14 protein-coding genes are annotated in these 19016 nt (G+C 34.9%); 6 read left to right on the top strand and 8 right to left on the bottom strand.

All coding sequences use genetic code 11. The features are described 5' to 3' along the window. The first annotated feature begins 139 nt into the window (after positions 1-139). Entirely contained in the window at positions 140-1648 is a 1509-nt protein-coding gene (gltX, locus tag PXC01_RS01360; protein ID WP_276470579.1) for a glutamate--tRNA ligase, read from the top strand. An 83-nt stretch (positions 1649-1731) separates the two neighbouring features. Here the strand turns inward: gltX and PXC01_RS01355 are convergent, their stop codons facing one another. From PXC01_RS01355 to PXC01_RS01345, 3 genes are all read right to left on the bottom strand, one after another. Next, positions 1732-2127, bottom strand: a complete 396-nt coding sequence (locus PXC01_RS01355; protein WP_276470578.1) for an ACT domain-containing protein — start codon at positions 2125-2127, stop codon at positions 1732-1734. Between the two features lie 112 nt (positions 2128-2239). Further along, positions 2240-3211, bottom strand: coding sequence for a 23S rRNA (adenine(1618)-N(6))-methyltransferase RlmF (gene rlmF, locus PXC01_RS01350; protein ID WP_276470577.1), 972 nt, complete (start codon positions 3209-3211; stop codon positions 2240-2242). Positions 3212-3252: 41 nt separating this feature from the next. Next, a complete protein-coding gene (locus PXC01_RS01345; RefSeq protein ID WP_276470576.1) occupies positions 3253-3831 on the bottom strand; it encodes a PepSY-associated TM helix domain-containing protein in 579 nt (192 codons plus the stop codon). Positions 3832-4179: 348 nt separating this feature from the next. On the opposite strand from PXC01_RS01345, the gene katG reads away from it, so the two are divergent. Further along, on the top strand, positions 4180-6423 hold the full coding sequence (katG, locus tag PXC01_RS01340; RefSeq protein ID WP_276470575.1) for a catalase/peroxidase HPI: 2244 nt from the start codon (positions 4180-4182) through the stop codon (positions 6421-6423). Positions 6424-6487: 64 nt separating this feature from the next. Here the strand turns inward: katG and PXC01_RS01335 are convergent, their stop codons facing one another. Next, on the bottom strand, positions 6488-6853 hold the full coding sequence (locus PXC01_RS01335) for a bleomycin resistance protein (protein ID WP_276470574.1): 366 nt from the start codon (positions 6851-6853) through the stop codon (positions 6488-6490). Between the two features lie 213 nt (positions 6854-7066). On the opposite strand from PXC01_RS01335, the gene PXC01_RS01330 reads away from it, so the two are divergent. Next, entirely contained in the window at positions 7067-8026 is a 960-nt protein-coding gene (locus tag PXC01_RS01330) for an SPFH domain-containing protein (RefSeq protein WP_276470573.1), read from the top strand. 68 nt (positions 8027-8094) lie between these two features. Here PXC01_RS01330 and PXC01_RS01325 read toward each other — a convergent pair whose 3' ends face one another. Both PXC01_RS01325 and PXC01_RS01320 read right to left on the bottom strand, forming a co-directional pair. Continuing rightward, complete coding sequence (locus PXC01_RS01325; RefSeq protein WP_276470572.1) at positions 8095-9372, bottom strand: POTRA domain-containing protein; 1278 nt, start codon at positions 9370-9372, stop codon at positions 8095-8097. Positions 9373-9724: 352 nt separating this feature from the next. Beyond that, positions 9725-11407 carry a glutamine--tRNA ligase/YqeY domain fusion protein gene (locus PXC01_RS01320; RefSeq protein WP_276470571.1) on the bottom strand — a complete coding sequence of 561 codons (1683 nt, stop codon included), beginning with the start codon at positions 11405-11407 and terminating at the stop codon, positions 9725-9727. Positions 11408-11632: 225 nt separating this feature from the next. On the opposite strand from PXC01_RS01320, the gene PXC01_RS01315 reads away from it, so the two are divergent. From PXC01_RS01315 to PXC01_RS01305, 3 genes are all read left to right on the top strand, one after another. Further along, the gene (locus PXC01_RS01315; protein WP_276470570.1) at positions 11633-13879 is read left to right on the top strand and encodes a T9SS type B sorting domain-containing protein; all 2247 of its coding nucleotides are present in this window, start codon (positions 11633-11635) and stop codon (positions 13877-13879) included. 7 nt (positions 13880-13886) lie between these two features. Beyond that, positions 13887-16097, top strand: a complete 2211-nt coding sequence (locus tag PXC01_RS01310; RefSeq protein WP_276470569.1) for a PorP/SprF family type IX secretion system membrane protein — start codon at positions 13887-13889, stop codon at positions 16095-16097. An 802-nt stretch (positions 16098-16899) separates the two neighbouring features. Next, on the top strand, positions 16900-17364 hold the full coding sequence (locus tag PXC01_RS01305) for a hypothetical protein (protein WP_276470568.1): 465 nt from the start codon (positions 16900-16902) through the stop codon (positions 17362-17364). A gap of 179 nt (positions 17365-17543) precedes the next feature. Here the strand turns inward: PXC01_RS01305 and PXC01_RS01300 are convergent, their stop codons facing one another. Together PXC01_RS01300 and PXC01_RS01295 are read right to left on the bottom strand one after the other, a co-directional pair. Continuing rightward, positions 17544-17741 carry a hypothetical protein gene (locus tag PXC01_RS01300; protein ID WP_276470567.1) on the bottom strand — a complete coding sequence of 66 codons (198 nt, stop codon included), beginning with the start codon at positions 17739-17741 and terminating at the stop codon, positions 17544-17546. A gap of 4 nt (positions 17742-17745) precedes the next feature. Next, positions 17746-18567 (bottom strand): class I SAM-dependent methyltransferase, encoded by an 822-nt coding sequence (locus PXC01_RS01295; protein WP_276470566.1) that lies wholly within the window; start codon positions 18565-18567, stop codon positions 17746-17748. Between the last annotated feature and the right edge of the window lie 449 nt (positions 18568-19016).

Here is a 19016-nt window from a genome sequence, read left to right as displayed (position 1 = left end):
TATTTTATTTTTCCCTAAATCTGTACTATGTTTTTGAATATTAGAGTTGTAACGTGAATACGTGAGTAATTTCATTTTGATAAATTAAAATAAACAGCTGTAGATATATGGCTAATGGTGTTTTTTATACCTTTGCCAAATGACAAAGAAAGTACGTGTTCGTTTTGCTCCCAGTCCTACAGGACCATTGCATATTGGTGGTGTACGCACTGCCCTATTTAATTACTTGTTTGCTAAAAAACATGACGGCGATTTTATTCTTAGAATTGAAGATACCGATCAAAATAGATATGTTGAAGGTGCCGAGCAGTATATTATAGATGCATTGAACTGGTGCAAAATTCCTTTTGACGAGGGTGTTGGCAAAGATGGCGGTTTTGGACCATATAGACAGAGCGAACGTAAATCCTTATATAAAAAATACGCTGAGGATTTAATTGAAAGTGGTCATGCATATTATGCTTTTGATACTGCGGAAAGTTTAGATGCGCACAGAAAAGAGCATGAACAAAACGGAAAAACATTTATCTATAATTGGCATAATAGATTAAAATTGGATAATTCATTATCACTTATGCCAGAAGTGGTTAAGAGCCGTATAGAAAATGGAGATGATTATGTTATTCGCTTTCTTACTCCACCAGATGAAATATTGCAATTGAATGATTTAATTCGTGGATCAATTAAAATTGATACCAATGTTTTAGACGATAAGGTATTGTTTAAAAGTGATGGAATGCCAACCTATCATTTGGCTAATATTGTAGATGATCATTTAATGGAAATCTCACATGTTATACGTGGTGAAGAATGGTTGCCTTCTATGGCTTTGCACAAACAGTTGTATGACGCTTTTGGATGGAATTCCCCAGAATTTGCCCATTTGCCTTTAATTATGAAACCCGTAGGTAAAGGGAAACTTAGTAAGCGTGATGGTGAAAAAATGGGCTTTCCGGTATTTCCTCTGTCATGGAAAGAATCTGTTGGGTATAAAGAATCAGGATATTTTCCTGAAGCGGTTATAAATTTTTTGGCATTGCTAGGATGGAATCCGGGTACTGAGCAAGAATTATTTTCTTTAGATGAATTGGTGAATACGTTCAGTTTGGATAGGGTAAATAAATCTGGAGCACGTTTTGATCCGGAAAAAACCAAATGGTACAACCAACATTATCTTCAAGAAACATCTGATAACCAATTAGCTGAATCATTTTTACCTATTGTAAAGGAGCATGTTTCTAATGGGAATGATATTAGTTTGGAATATGTAACCAAAGTAGTTTCACTAATAAAAGAGCGGGCCGTATTTGTATCAGATTTTTGGAATCTAAGTGATTACTTTTTTGTAGCTCCTAAGGAATATAATGCAAAGGCTGCCAAAAAGCAATGGAAAGAAGATACCGCTTCTATTATGACCGATCTTATTTCAGTACTAGAACCAATTGATGATTTTTCTTCGGAAAATTCTGAAACTGTAGTAAAAGCTTGGATTGGCGAGAAAGAGTTATCCTTTGGAAAAGTAATGCCACCATTACGTCTTTTCTTGGTGGGCGATATGAAAGGACCTCATATTTTCGATATCATGGCAATGATAGGTAAAGAGGAAAGTATTTCCAGAATAAAGACAGCGTTAAATAAGTTAGGATAAATAAAGAATTTATAAATTTTAGTGTAGGTCTAAATGGTAACCAGTATTCAAATACGGTTTTTTTAGAATAGCTGTAATGCTGTCTACGTATTTGAAAATTCCCTTAATATGTCCATAGCTTTTTCGGTATCTTTTTTAGCTACAAAAATGTGGTCGTGATAATATGCGGCTACTACATTACAGCTAATATCATATTTTGTCAAAGCTGTTGAAACCGCCGCTGTTAAACCAACTGCATCTAGAGCGGAATGAACGGTAAGTGTAATCCATGAAGCAATAAATTGGTATGTTAAACTTAATTCATCGGCTTTGTTCTTTTCGAGGATAACAGTAGTTCCTTCCCTTTCCTTAAATTCAAATAAAATATCCTCTCTGGAAATATTCTGAATATCTTTTAAAGATATAAATACATAGTTACCATCGTTTAAAGAAGGTTTTAAAGTCCTCAATAGTATTTTAAGATCTCTTTCTCCAGTCATTTTAGCTTTTTTACCGAATTTTCAAAAAAATTTCGACCCTTCGGGTCGTTTTATTATCAAAGTTTCTTAAATCTCTTCTTTTATCAGATTTAGAAAAGTGTTTCTCGGATTTTTATTCGTTTACCCATCTCTCATTTGCCCAAGTTTTCATTTCCGGGGCAGATAGAAATGTCCAGGCTATTATTCTGCTCATTTTATTTCCTTGACCCATTGGTATAGTTATGTGTTGGGTAACACCAACTTTTTCCAATCTATCATAAAATACGCCTAAATTAGACTGTTTGGATACCAACGTAGAAAACCAAGCGGAATTTTGTGAAAATTGTGCACTCTCATTTATCATATTCAGCACAAAACGCTTTTCTCCACCATCGGTCCACAGCTCACCTCCTTGCCCACTAAAGTTCAATTCGGCTTTTTTTACCCTTTTTTTCTTTAGATTACTGAGTTTACGAAGTGTTCCTGCCTCTGCCTCGGCTTTTGTTGCATGAAAAGGTGGGTTACAAATAGTAAAATCTACTTTCTCATTGGTGTTTAAAATACCAGAAAAAATATGCTCAGGTTTTGGTTGATGTCTAAATTTCACCTTACCGTTTAGATTAGAATTCATCTTAACAATATTTTCGGCCACTTCAATGGCTTTTTTGTCAATGTCAGATCCAATAAAAGACCAACCATAAGAATGTTCTCCAATTATAGGATAAACACAATTGGCTCCTACTCCAATATCCAAACAAGTAATTTTATCCCCTTTTACAAATTTACCTTCATTATTTTTTGCTAATATATCTGCAATATGATGAATATAATCTGCTCTTCCAGGAATTGGCGGACACAAAAAACCATCTGGTATATTCCAATATTCCAAGTTATAGTCACACAGTAAAATAGCTTTATTTAAAGCTTTCACGGCTTTTGGGTCAAAAAAATCAATGGTTAAATTTCCGTATTTATTTTTAAAAACAAACGGTTTTAATGCTATATGCTCTTGCTTTAAACGCTTTAGATCGTAACGACCGGTATGTTTATTTCTTGGATGTATGTTAGGTTTTTCAGCGGTCTTTTTTTCTCTTTGATCGGCCATAATTATATGAATTGTTCAGAGATCAAAGCTAAACCTAATTTTTAAGTAGATACTTTATTTCTTTTCATACGTTTGGGTCCATACCATAACCAAAATCCCGTAATGGTAAAAACTAATAGTGCAAGACCCATAACAGAGGTGTAGAATACTTTAATTTGTTTGTTGGATGTACCTAGTAATTCATCTAAAATTGAACCGTCATGTATTTTTTCTATTACATCTGAATATCTTCGTTCTACATGTAATACCTTTCCTGTAGTACCATCTATTTGAAGGCTCCATATGTGGTCAGTGTAAACAAACTTTACCATTCCTTTGTTCTTCCTAATATCAATACGGTCAATTTCGGTAGAAAGCTCGGAAGAAATAGAATCTAACAAATAGGTGTTTGCTATAGTGTGTAAACTGTCTATTGGCAACCAGTGTTTTAAATTGGTGGATACTCCTGCGTAGGATTTAGATAATATAAGATCTCCACTATGTTTTTTCCACCCTAAAAGTAATCCTGTAATAGAGATAACGAAAAAGAAAATAAAAAGTGCTGCACCCGTGATTCTATGTACTTTTCTAAAATTACGAAGCAGTTTAGCTTGTCTTTTTCTTGCAGTGCCCTTAGTCATATAATAAACCTATAGCTCTGCAATATAGTTAGATTTGCTTTTTATTATCAGGGTAATTCTGTTAAAAGAAACTAAGTGTTTTTATACTTCGCAATGGTTGATGAATTATGGCCAAAACAAATTTTATTCGGTTTAAATTATAATAATCGTAACGTTTATTTTAAGAATTCTTAATTATCATGAAGTTTTAATATTATGTATATTTAGGTCTATAGATATTTTTACCGATCCACATTTGCTATTTCTTAATATCGCAATAGGTTTTATCTATTAAAAACTATAAAACAATAGAAAAAGTGTTGATAGTTTTACTGTACTGAATTTAAACAAACTTTAAAACATAATATCATGAGTAGTACTAACGGTAATGGTGAAGCCTGGGACGTAAATGATCCAGCTGCAGCAAATTGTCCATTTTTAAACGGTGAAATGCATCAAGCAGCTGGTGGTGGAACAACGAATAAGGACTGGTGGCCTAATATGTTGAATCTTAATATTCTAAGATTACATTCTAAAATGGCAGATCCAATGGATGACGACTTTAACTATGCAGAAGAGTTTAAATCGCTTGATCTTGCCGCTATAAAAAAAGACTTAACGGAATTAATGACAACTAGTCAAGATTGGTGGCCTGCAGATTATGGTCATTATGGTCCGTTTTTCATCCGTATGGCTTGGCATAGTGCGGGTACCTACCGTATATCTGATGGTAGAGGTGGTGCAAGTTCAGGTAATCAACGTTTTGCACCATTGAACAGCTGGCCGGATAATGCCAATTTAGACAAGGCCCGTTTATTGTTATGGCCTATAAAACAAAAATATGGAAAGAAAATTTCTTGGGCAGATTTAATGATTCTTACAGGTAATGTTGCCCATGAGAGTATGGGATTGCCTATGTACGGTTTTGCAGGTGGGCGTGAAGATATTTGGCAGCCGGAAGAGGATATTTATTGGGGTTCTGAAACCGAATGGTTAGGTAACAAACAACGATATGATGAAGAAGGTAATGAATTGGAAAATCCGCTTGGTGCCGCACATATGGGGTTAATATATGTTAATCCTGAAGGGCATAATGCCAATCCTGATCCGTTAGAGGCTGCCCACTACATTAGGCAAACGTTCAAAAGAATGGCAATGAACGACTATGAAACCGTAGCTTTGATCGCGGGTGGTCATACATTTGGTAAAACCCATGGCGCTGCAGACCCGGAGAAATATGTAGGCTCAGAGCCTGCAGCAGCCGATATTACCGCTCAAGGTTTGGGTTGGAGCAATAGTTATGGTTCAGGTTCTGGTGCAGATACAATTACCAGTGGTATAGAAGGTGCATGGTCACAAACACCTACAAAGTGGAGCCACTACTTCTTTGAAAACTTATTTGGTTTTGAATGGGAATTAACAAAGAGCCCCGCCGGTGCATGGCAATATAAGCCTGTTGGAGATGCCGGTGCAGGTGAAATGCCCGATGCGCATATACCGGGAAAAACCCATCAACCTTTTATGTTGGTTACTGATATGTCTTTGCGCTTAGATCCGGATTACGAAAAAATTTCAAGAAACTTTTTAGAAAACCCTGATGAATTTAAAGATGCCTATGCTAAAGCTTGGTATAAATTAACACATAGGGACATGGGACCTAAAGAACGTTATTTAGGACCTGAAGTACCAAGTGAACAATTAATTTGGCAAGACCCTGTTCCTGCTGTTGACTTTGAACTTATTGATGATCAAGATATTGAAAGTCTAAAAAATACAATTTTGTCTTCGGGACTTTCAACTGCAGAATTGGTTTCAACGGCTTGGGCATCTGCTTCTACCTTTAGAGGATCAGATAAACGTGGCGGAGCTAATGGTGGCCGTGTTCGTTTGGCTCCGCAAAAAGGTTGGGAAGTAAACAACCCTAAGCAATTGGCAAAGGTAACTTCTACGTTAGAAAGAATTCAAAAAGAGTTTAATGACGGGCAATCCGGTAACAAAAAAGTGTCTTTTGCAGATTTGGTAGTGTTGGCAGGTACAGCGGCCGTAGAAAATGCGGCTAAATTGGCAGGTTTTGAAACTAAGGTTGCTTTCAACGCAGGTAGAACGGACGCTACACAAGAGGATACGGAAATTGAGTCTTTTGATGCTTTAGAACCTATTGCGGACGGATTTAGAAATTATACGAAGCAAAAATTATCCGTTCAAGCTGAAGAATTACTGATAGATAGAGCTAACCTTTTAACGCTTACTGCTCCAGAGATGACAGTTTTAATAGGAGGGCTTCGTGTATTAGGTGCTAATTATGACAGTTCTAATAATGGTGTTTTTACTGATAAACCTGGTTTATTGACCAATGATTTCTTTATCAATTTGCTAGATATGGGTATTACATGGAAGGCATCTTCTGATGATGATACTGTTTTTGAAGGTAGTGATCGTAAAACAGGCAACGTAAAATGGACAGGTACTAGAGCAGATTTAATATTTGGATCTAATTCTGAGCTTCGGGCCTTAGCAGAAGTTTATGGTACTGAAGATGCTAAAGAAAAATTTGTGCGTGACTTTGGTAGAACTTGGACCAAAGTAATGAACTTAGATCGTTTTGATCTTTAGTTGATTGTTTAAAATATATGGAAAAAGGCCGCTCTTTAAAGCGGCCTTTTTATTTTTATATACTCTAAATTTTATGTAAAGATTGCCCAAATGTTAGTAGATTATTATCGGGGTCTAAAAGGGAGAATTCCTTTTGTTTCCAAGGTTTTTCGGCTAATTTACCGTTGGGATGTATAGCAACGTTGTTTTTTAAGAACGATTGGTATATATTTTCAATATCTTGGGTACGTATGTAAACCTGCCCATAGTTTTCTTTCGGATTAATAGTTTCAAACAGAAAAAAATGGATTTCAATATGGTCTTTTTCTACCATTAGATATTCGTTGTAATCCTTATCTCCCACTTCTTTAAAACCTAGAACATCTATATAGTAATTTTTAGTAACGGTTTTATTTCGCATTGGTAGTTTAGGCTGTATAGATAGTAACATATAGCTAGTTTTTAAGTAATATTAATTTTCTGCAATAAGGTGTTAAGAGCGGTATTTAATCTGTCTAGTAAATTGAAAAAGTTTTACTTTTCTCAAAGTAATATTACAATTTATGTTTTTAAAACCATGATTCTGTAACAAATGTGCAACTTATGCTACTTATAGTTTGAAGGCTTTTAGTATCTTCCATTATTAACTATAAAATAAAAAAATATGGGCTCATTTATTTGGATTCCGATTGCGTTTTTAGTGATTTTCACTATTCTATCGGGTGTATTTATCGTAAAACAACAAACCGCTGTTTTAATAGAAACCTTTGGGAAATTTACTAGTGTTAGGCAATCTGGTATTCAGTTTAAAATTCCCTTTGTACAACGTATAGCCGCCAGAATAGGTTTAAAAATTCAGCAGTTAGATGTTATTATAGAAACCAAAACCTTAGATGATGTATTTGTAAAATTGAAAGTATCTGTACAATATGTGGTTATCAAGGAGAAAGTATATGATGCTTATTACAAGTTAGAATATCCGCATGAGCAGATTACTTCTTATGTATTTGATGTGGTTAGGGCAGAGGTTCCAAAAATGAAATTGGATGATGTTTTTGTAAAGAAAGATGATATTGCAATTGCCGTAAAATCAGAGTTACAGGATGCAATGTTGGATTATGGTTTTGATATTATTAAGACCCTGGTTACGGATATTGACCCAGATGCACAGGTAAAAGAAGCCATGAACCGTATTAATGCTTCTGAACGTCAAAAAACCGCTGCACAATTTGAAGGTGATGCCGCTCGTATTTTAATTGTGGAAAAAGCTAAGGCAGAGGCAGAAAGCAAGCGTTTACAAGGGCAAGGTATTGCCGATCAACGTAGAGAAATTGCCAGAGGACTGGAAGAGTCTGTAGATGTCTTGAATAATGTAGGCATCAACTCTCAAGAAGCTTCAGCGCTTATTGTTGTTACCCAACACTATGATACGTTACAGTCTATAGGTGAAGAAACGAATTCCAACCTTATCTTGTTACCAAATTCACCACAAGCCGGAAGTGATATGTTGAACAATATGATTGCATCATTTACGGCTTCTAACCAAATTGGTGAAGCAATGAAAGAGCAGAATGCCAAAAAGGGGATCGTGAATAAAAAAAGAGGTAATTCGGATAATTCCTAAATTATCAATTACATAATATCAGGGCCGCTACAGTTAAAATTGTAGCGGCTTTTTTCTGTTAGGTTTACCTAGAAATATTGCCCTATGCCAAAAACTATCCCATTGGTAGCATCATTACCAATTCCTACGCCATAATCCAATCTAAATACCGCATTGAATATTTTTTTGTGGATAAACCTAAAACCAACACCCGGATATAGTTTGGTGGAAGAACCATCAAATAATTGCGAGAACTCTTCACCGGGATTTCTCCATGATCCAGCATCAATAAAAGCATTTCCCTGAACAACAAACCAGCCTTTTTCATATAAAGTATGCCTGTATTCTGTATTCAATACAACTGACGCCGTACCGCGATCCACAGTGGTACCTACTCCCCTTATGTTTAATTGATTGTCTAATGTAAAGGGCGCGAACGGAGAATCATCGTTGCCGAATGCCGCTGCCAAACGCAATCTGCTGGCCCAGTTGCCTTTATCTTGGATCTTTTTGTAATACGTAAAATCATTTCTAAATGATGAGAACGAATTTAGAAATGTTTCTGCAGGAGCATCTCCATTTAAAAATTGAATATGTTGTGCTGTAAATTCACTAACAACACCATCAAAATATTGATAATCAATATCTAGATCTACATAACGGTAAACACCTTTATAGATAAATTTGTTTGCTTCTAATGAAAGCGGTGTATCCGGCAACGGATTTTCACCTTCAAATAAATAGGATTCTTGAACAAAAGCGGCGCCTAATTCTGCTTCGTTCTTAAAATTAAAAGAAAATAATAGCTTAGCTTCTGCATTTTTAGAATTAAAACGATAGTTTTTGTCACCTTGGTCATAAAAAACCGGTTCTTGTGTAGTTAAATCCTGGTAATTGATACCAATCCCCAATTTATCACTAAATAAAAATGGATGTTCCCAAAATGCACCATAGGAGTTGAAAATATTCTTCTCATAAAACCCACCTAATAATTGATTATTTCCAAACAGATTAAATTCAAATACAGATACTCTATATGAAAAACTACCGTCGTTTGCGGTAGCTATCCTTAAACCTGGTATAATAGTAAAGTTTTCTACAACATTATATATAAGAATATTTTTATTGGCTCTATTTTCAATGGCGTAGGTAGCATTGGCAATACCCGGTAATCTTTTTAATCTTTCAACATCTGCATTTACTAAGGAGACATCATATATAGTTTGTTCTTTCGTTTTAATCAATCTTCTTAAGAAAGACTCTTTTGTTCTTTTTAAGCCGGAGAATTCTAAAGCGTCTATTTTAACTTCTTGTGCAAAAAGTGTAGCACCTATAAAAAGTAGTAAGATGGTTGCAATTTTTTTCATAGCATGTGTTGTTACTTTAACTAAGACGAGTTGAAATAACATTCCATACGAAAAAAAGGCATTTTACCTAATGGATCGATGAAAGGTAATTCTCTAAAAACAATGTGATCAAGAAAAGAAAGGTAATATATGCAGATACTTATACTTTAATATAAATGGTAAGTGCACTTTAGATAATTAAAGTTCGAAGCAATACTGAAACGTAATATAAGGTGCTTTAAAAGCATTTTTATCATCAACCTACAGATTTGTATGGCTGATTATTTAATAGCATTGAGGTTGTCTTAAAACAATAAAAAAGCATAAAAAATACCAATTGATATTTTTTATGCTATTGAAAAAAATTATGATTTTATTTTTGAGCTATTTTAGCCCAAGAATCTCTTAAACCTACTGTTCTGTTAAAAACCAATTTACCGGCAGTGGTATCTGGATCAACACAAAAATAGCCCATTCTTTGAAATTGTACACGGTCGCCAATTTTTGCCTCTTTTAAATGCGGTTCCACATAAGCTGTAATTATTTTCAAAGAATCAGGATTTACAAATTCCATAAAATCTTTATCCTTATGTGTATCCGGACTTTCATCTGTAAACAAACGATCGTATAAACGAACCTCTGCCTGTACGGCATGTTTTATGGATACCCAATGTAATGTACCTTTTACCTTACGTAAGCTTTCCTCAGTACCACTACCACTTTTACTTTTAGGATCATAGGTACATTGTACTTCTATAATATTCCCATCAGTATCTTTTGTGCATGATTCAGCCTTTATAATGTATGCGTTTTTTAAACGAACTTCTTTTCCTAGTTTTAGCCTAAAGAATTTTTTGTTTGCTTCTTCTCTAAAGTCTTCTTTTTCAATATAAAATTCTCTTGAAAAAGGAACTTTTCTAGAACCTGCACTTTCATCTTCAGGATTATTCTCCGCATCTAACCACTCTACTTCGCCCTCAGGATAATTAGTAATGACTACTTTCAAAGGGTCTAAAACACCCATAACTCTTGGAGCTACTTTATTTAAATGGTCACGGACTTGAAATTCCAATAAAGAAACATCAATTAAATTATCTCTTTTGGCAATACCGATGGCGTCTGTAAAATTGCGGATAGCTTCTGGAGTGTACCCTCTTCTTCTTAAACCGGAAATTGTAGGCATTCTAGGATCGTCCCAAGATTTCACGACGCCTTTTTCAACTAGTTGAGCCAGTTTTCTTTTACTGACTACGGTATGGCTTAGGTTCCTTCTAGCAAATTCTCGTTGTTTAGGCCTTATTTTGTTTTCATCATATACTTGATCTAAAAACCAATTATATAATTCACGGTGCATCGCAAATTCCAACGTACAAAAAGAATGGGATACTTGTTCTATATAGTCGCTTTCACCATGTGTCCAATCATACATCGGATAAATACACCAATCGGTATTTGTTCTGTGGTGTGCTTTGTGCAATATGCGGTACATAATAGGATCTCGCATCAACATATTAGATGAGCCCATATCAATTTTAGCTCTTAATACGTGTGTTCCTTCTTCAAAGTCACCGTTTTTCATCTTTTCGAAGAGTTGTAAATTCTCTTCTATAGACCGATCTCTATTTGGACTATTTGTTCCTGGCTGTGTCGGCGTTCCTTTTTGAAGTGCCATTTCTTCAGATGATTGATCGTCAACATAAGCCTTACCTTTTTTGATCAGTTCAACTGCCCAATCATACAATTGTTGGAAATAATCAGACGCATACCGTTCGGTATCCCACTTATAGCCCAGCCACGCTACATCTTTTTTAATGGCATCTACAAATTCCTGTTCTTCTTTAGCCGGGTTGGTATCATCAAATCTCAGATTTACAGGGGCATTATATCTAAGACCTAAACCAAAATTTAAGCAAATAGAACTTGCATGTCCAATATGCAGATACCCGTTTGGTTCTGGAGGAAAACGAAAACGTAATTCGTCTTTGGTATAACCGTTTACCAAGTCCTCTTCAACAATTTGTTCAATAAAATTCAAAGACTTTGTTGTCTCGCTCATGTCATAATTTTTCAGGCTACAAAAGTAGCAAAATTGCCTTAAATCATTAGTTTAAATAAAACACACCTTACATAAAATGAGTTTCACAACAGAAATCTTCCTTCTAACAACATAAAATTCCTGTTCGTCGTATTTAATAACATATTTGTCTAAGAAATGTTGAGATTATAAAAAACTTATTAACCAACTTTTCAACCGTAGTGGCCCCCATAACTACAAATGCATATGAAAACCTTGAACAAACTTACCGTATTTACAGCACTATCCATGCTATTTTGCGCATTTCAATTATCTGCACAAGCAATAGTGATCAATGCTCCTGAACCAGCAGACAATCCAAACTTGTCCGGAAGTACCCCGTGGTCTGCGGTTTGTGCTGGAAATGGTGGATTTAACGAGTATTTCGTTAACATAACTTGGATAGGTACTGCCAATCCAAATAACGAATTTATTCTAGAATTATCAGATCCCAGTGGCAACTTTGATAATGCCCAGACATTACAGACCATTACGGACAAAAATGATGTCAAAGATTTTGATACCAGTTTTGCTATACCTACCGATACTAGAGGGCAAGGTTATAAAATGAGAGTTCGTAGTACGGATCCGGTAAAAGTGGGTAGCGAATCTGATGCTTATAACATGTACTATATGGATGTTACCTCTAATTTGAACATTAGCGAATTAGGTGATGGGGTACCCCCAGGTACGGTTTGTAGCACAGGTGCTATTACCTTACAAGTAGATAATATAGCCAACCCAGAAACCTATCAGTATATTTGGTTTAGAAGTGGTACGGAGTTAACAGGTGAAATCGGTCATACTTTAAATGTTGCGCAATCCGGTATGTACAATGTATATATTGATTACGGACCAAGATGTACGGGTTCCGGTAATACAGATTCCAATATAGTTGATGTAACAATTGGTGGTTCTGGTAGCGGTATTGCAGTTACTGCCCCTTCAAAAACTTCTTTATGTAGTACGGACATTGAGACTTTGACTATAGATCAAACAGATGCTTCATGGAATTACCAATGGTTTAAGGATGGAGTGGAAATTGTTGGTGCTACTTCTACTTCGTATAACGTAAATGCAGCGAACGCAGGTTTTGAAGGTGATTATGCAGTAGAGATTTCAGGTACGGGTATCTGTAATGAAAGATCTGCCGCAGTAACTATTACAAATGCAGATTTATATACGGTAACTGTAGACAATGAAACCAATATGGTTTTATTACCTACACAGAATGAAGTTTTGGCTGTTAGTACTACGGCGGTTACACCGAGTTATAAATGGTTTAGAAATAACATAGAGATATCGGGTGAAACAAGTAACACTTTAACAATTACCGAAGATGGTGAATACTATGCAGAGGTTACGCAAACGGGGGGTACATGTTCTGTTTCTTCTAAAAACTCTGATGTTACGACTGTTGTTTCTCCTGCCTCATTTGAAATCACCATAGATTATACCGAAGCGTATACTTCTTGTGAAACGACTAGTACAACTTTGGGTGTTGACCTAATTAACGCTGTATCCGCAGATGGTACAAAAACAGATGTTACCAGTGCTTTATTAAACGGGTTTACCTATGAATGGAGTAAAGATGGCGCAGCTATAAGTGGTGCAACAAACAATAGTATTAGTCTGGCTTCAAATTCTGAAAATGGCGATTATGATCTAAACGCAACTGTCGGCGGTTTCAATGTAGATTCAAATATTTTACCGGTACAATTATTAACTAATGAAACAGTGGCCATAACAAGTTCAGGTACTGTATTCTGTAGCGGTGGCGAAACTATTACTTTAAGCACAACTACCGACTTGAGTTCTGCTACCTTTGAGTGGCAATTAGACGGTGCATCTATGAATACTACAGATGCTGTTTTAACGGTGTCTACCCCTGGTACATATAGCCTGGCAATTGATAGAGATGGTTGTTCGTTAATCTCTAATGAAATTGTGGTTACACCATTAGATGAAAACTTGATTACGCTTGATCCCGGTACGGAAATAGTTATACCTGAAGGTACTACTAGAACGGTTACCGCAAGTGGTGGTACAGCTTACAGATGGTTAGATGCCAATGCTGTTGAACTAAGTAGCTCTGATAGCGTTACGATTACCGAAGCCGGTAGCTATACCCTAATCGCATCAATAGATAATTGCGAGATCGTAAGGCAGTTAGAAGTTTCTTATTTAGATACCTTCAAGGTACCTAATGTAATTACCGTGAACGGAGATGGTATAAACGATCAATGGATCATACCAAACTCTTATTCCAATAAGGCAGATGTCAATGTAATTATATACAATGAGCAAGGTCAAGAAATTGTAAACGAATTCGACTATAAAAATAACTGGCCGCAGTCAACTACTGCGTTCACCAAACAAAACATGGTATTCTACTATAAGATCAGGAATGCCAGTGAAGTACTTAAACAAGGTACGATCACAGTAATACGTTAAGCTCACCATGCTAAAGAAAAGTGTTTTATATCTATTGTTATTTGTGTTGGCTATCATGAAGGTTAGCGGGCAAGAGGAAAATCCGTTCGTATCTTATGACGTTCCTTCCCAGAACCTTTTAAAGTACAACAGATTCTTAATCAACCCAACGTTTTCAACGGTTAGGGAAGACAAATCCTATATCAACTTGTTACACCGGAACCAATCGGTACAATTTGATGATAACAATCAAAACTATTTCTTAAGCTATAGTGGACGTATAAATGACAGAACCGGATTAGGTCTTAGCCTTTATTCACAAAGAGAAGGTATCTTAAGCAACTTTGGTGTTTTGGCAAACTATGCATACGGTATTAAGTTGAACGATAAAAGTAATTTTACTTTCGGTGCAAATGTTTCCTATTACCAAAGTGGATTTGATAACGGAAGAGTCTCTACGGTTGAAGAAGATCCTTTTTTAGCAGGATTGCAAGATCAGAACCTATTATCATTTCAGCCTGGTTTCAACCTTTCTTATGGTAAATTCGATGTTGGTGTGTTTGCTGAAAACCTTTTTGATTATAACTTAAAGACCAGCGAATCTGTAACCGAGTTTAAGGATAAAACATATTCAGGTCATTTACAATATACCCATCAGTTTGAAAACAAGGATGGTATATTTGAACAAGGGCGTTTAATGCCTTTGGCAAGAGTCAGAAAAGTGGGTGAAGAAGATGTTACCCTTGGCGGTAGTTTAATTCTTGATCTTCCAAAGCTAGGATGGATCCAAGGTGGTTACGATAGTTTTTATGGTGCAGCTGCGGGTGTTGGTTTTAATCTTAACCAAAGAATCTCTCTAGGCTACACAATGGAAAAAGGATTATCTAACAACTTCGATAATTTTGGTGTTACCCATGAGATATCATTTGCTTATTCATTTACTCCAAATCTTACCGAGGATAGGGTAATGTTAGAAGATGACTTTGAAGATGATCTGGTGCAAAATGATGAAGAGCCAGAGAACATTGCAACAAATGAAGAAGTAGAGGAATTGAAAATGAAGTTGGCGGAGAACGATGCCATTATAGAAGAGCTGATGTTTCGTCAAGATTCATTGGAGGCTATTCGCCAATCTGATTTAGAAAGACGTTTTGCTATGGTCATGCGTATGGTTCGTAATGAAACTAATGGAGAAAGACCTGATTTAGAAAATAAGGCCAAAGAACTTTTCCTAGATGAGAATAGTAATACTGCTGTTGCATCTAACTACAACCCTAGTAGTTCAACCGTTATAAATACTGAACAGTATAATCCAAGTAATTCAGGACAGGTTATATCAGGTAATGAACCAAGCAATATAACGCAACAAGATAGGGTAGCGGTGATAGCTAACGAAAGAGAAAACCCGGTTACCGAGAGACAAGAAGTTGCGGAGACCAAAACAAATTATACTGATAGGGATAATTTTACAGAGCAGGTTCAACCCAATGACGCTGTAGTGGCAAACAGACCTAGAAATACTTCTGTACCTACTACGAATACGGTTAGGGAAGTAGCACAGGACAGAGTTAAAAGTCAAAAATTTAAAGATCTACCGGATGTTACTGATGGTTACTATGTAGTAGCCAATGTGTACAAAGGTGGTCAGTATATGAATAATTTTATTGACGATTTAAATGCCAAGGGTATTAATGCTGATTATATCGATAATCCAAATACAGGCTTAAAGTATGTTTACCTTCAACGTTATGATACATTTGAAGATGCTGTTGCTGCACACGATTCTAAATTGAACGGTGCATATGATGGTGCCATGTGGATCATGAACGTGGATAATAGATATACGAACGAAGCTTACGCCAGTAATGTCAATAAGATCAAAGAGAAGTCTTCTAAGTACGACTCCAATGTTCTTACTTCTAATGAGGTGGTAAGAGATAACGTTGAGTCTAGAGAAGCCGACTCTAAATCTTATGTTATTGAGGGTGCCGGATCTGGTTATTATTTAATAGCTAACGTATTTGCCAACCCTAGCAATGCCAAGAAGTTTGTTTCGCTTTTAAATTCATTCGGTTTAAATGCAAGCTACTTTATCAACCCAAAGAACAATTATAGATATGTGTATCTTAAGAAGCACGATTCTTGGACCAATGCCTTGATTTCATATTACTCTAAGCTGAACGATGCCTATGATGATAAGATGTGGATTATGCGAGTCAATCAAGAACTGCTCGTGTAGCATTACTATATGTGAATAATCGAATTATACAAAGCCCTTATCATTTTAGATGATAAGGGCTTTGTGGTTTGAATAGTTGAGGCTTATTAATAGAACAATAAATTATAAACCAATAGTTATTTTTATTTCAATCTAGTAATCAATTTTTAAATGATAGGCACAGGGGAAAATTTTTCATTCATCTACTAATTAAAATACAAATTGGTATTTTAATTAGTAGAAATTTACTTTAAGTGATATCCGCTATTTTTCAACTACACTTTTTTAAATTCTTGTTTCTTGAAAAAAACTTGAGTATTAATTTTAGCTTGATGTCAATTTCTGCTAATTCCTTTTTTTTAAAACAATTGTAATTAAATTAGAAATCAATAAAGTCAATGTATCTTTTTTAAATATGATTTTTAATGAATAAATTTCTTTAGTGTTTTTTGATTTTATAACTAGATGTTCTTTTTCTAAAACCCAGTATAACTCATCATTATTATCTAACGAGAACTATTTATAGTTTGAAGTTGCATAGCTTAAATGATTATTGGTAATGTAAAAGTGCTTCCAATTATTTGGTAGATGTAATTTCGAATACAAACCCCTGGTTGGATGATATGAACTTTTTCAATCCGCCATGTACCGGTTAATTTATTTTCTAATACTACTTCAGAGGTAACCTGAACTTGAATCAGCATGAAGAGTAAAAGCATTTTTTCTTTCGTATGTTCATGGTGATTTAAATGTTCTTTCGTTACTTGATTTTACAATTGATTATCTGTGGTTTTAACCAAATACTATCTGTAAATTCTTTAAGATGTGGAAGAATATAAGTTGGAACGATTCTTGTTTTTACCCATTTATGAGAAAATCAATATTCCTGTTTGTATTCTTTTTTGCTCAGTTTTGTTTTGGTCAAGAGAAAGAAATCTCACAATCCTATTTAATTGGTCGTTGGACGGTTGATCATACTATGACAGAAGGCAACACTGTGTTTACAATTTATAAAAGAGTTAGAACTTTAAAAGTCAATTGGGAGCTTCGATTTTTAACTACGGGTGAATATCGCATAAGTTTTAATTCAGGAAGAAAAATTGGTAGACGATGTGGGAATGATTTTCACAGGAGAGTAATAAATGGATATTATCGTTTTAACTATCAAGAACAGATCGTAACGCTTGAAAGCTACAATACTGACCCTAATATGAATTGGAACCTTGTTTGGATTGATGAAAGCTCATTTGCAGTAAAAAAAGTACAAGACAATAGTAGTTATAATTAGGCAAGTACATTTGTAGCTACTTTGCAGTTATATACCAAAAGTTATACATTAGGAAACCGGAAACCAATATAGATTTCCGGATTTCATTTGTAATATTGAAATTTGAATAATGCTATTTGTTTTTCCAAATACTTCAAGGAGCGCTTTTAAGAATAATCCGTCCATGTTTGTTTTCAATATCACCTACTTTTTTTATTTACAACTAGATATTTGCATACCCTGTCATTATCATATTTAATTTTATGTTCAGATAATAATTGTGCTATTATTTCTCTAGTTTCATTTTCTTCTAGTTGAATTTTTTCTCCTAAGTCAATCTCATTTAATTGTCCTTGGTTTTCACCTAGTGCTTTAAAATACCTGTCTTTATTTTTCATGCGTTTATTTTTTTACAGCTATCATCATATGTGGACTAAATGCTAAAATGCAGCTGTCGTTTTCAGTTATTTGTAATAGTTCTAATAAGGTTTTTCTTTTATTGTCATTTAACATATTTGTAAAGAAGTCTTTGTCAAGCCAAGATATTCCTTCAATGGCATAGGTACTTAAATAGGCTAAACCTTGGTTTACAAACTCTGATTTTAACTGTTCTGGTTTGTGATAAAATGCCTCGGTCAAGAGCCAAGGAAATTGATCTGGCGGATTATGAATTCCTGTTGTTAATTCATTCTTGCACATTTCAAAGAATGGCTTTTTGTGTATGAGTCCGTTTAAAAGCCCCACCAGAGTTGATGCCGTATAATTGATAGCAAAACCCAAAATGATTCCATCTTCTTTTACAACACGTCTCGCCTCTAAAATGCTTAATTGCCTATCTTCTTTTTTTTGAAGATGATAAAGAGGTCCATGAAGGATGATAAGGTCTGCATAGTTGTTAGGAAAGTCTAGGTTTCTAGATTCGCCAAAGTGAACTTTAAACTTGTTTTTTAATTTCTTGGCTCGGTTTTCGGCTATATGTAGGTGTTTAGCAACAGGCTCAACCAAATGGACTAAATGACCTTTTTTTGCAAGCCATTCAGCATACTTACCAGTACCGCCACCAACATCAATAATTTTTGACGATGTATTAGAAAGGTATTTTTCAATTAAAGATTTAATTCTTTCAAATTCAAATACGCCCATACCTTTTTCTAGTCGGGTTTCTTCAGAGGCTCTTGTGTAAAAGGCTTCTATATTTCTATTAACTAACTGTTTGTTTTTCATTTTAATTACCATAAAAGCATCATATTCGGAATTGTGAAATACAATTAAAACATGAATAGTTAATTGATTTTTCAATCAACTGTTGTTGTTTAAAATTTAATTAAAGGATAAGGTGTATTAACCTGTGCACTAGAAATCTTCTATGCATTAAAACCATGTTGGTTTTGTAAGTCTTTTCAGAAAGACTCAGATAATATGTAGAATTAATATAACAGATTTTAAAGATAGATAATTTTCTATTGATACTAGTTTATAATAAACTATGTACTGTCTGTATTCTTCTTTTAATGACTTTTACAGGTGTTTTAAGTGCAAAACAAAACAGAGACAAGAATATTGTCGCCTGTTCTTAAGAGAGCTTCATTTTACCTTAATAAACCAAATGTTTCTTAAAATTAGTTGTTCCTGTTAAAATCAATTACCAAAAGATTTCAAAATGCTTTTCAGTT

Source organism: Maribacter huludaoensis (assembly GCF_029350945.1).
Classification (GTDB): Bacteria; Bacteroidota; Bacteroidia; order Flavobacteriales; family Flavobacteriaceae; genus Maribacter; species Maribacter huludaoensis.
This window is presented reverse-complemented; position numbering and strand designations above follow the sequence as displayed.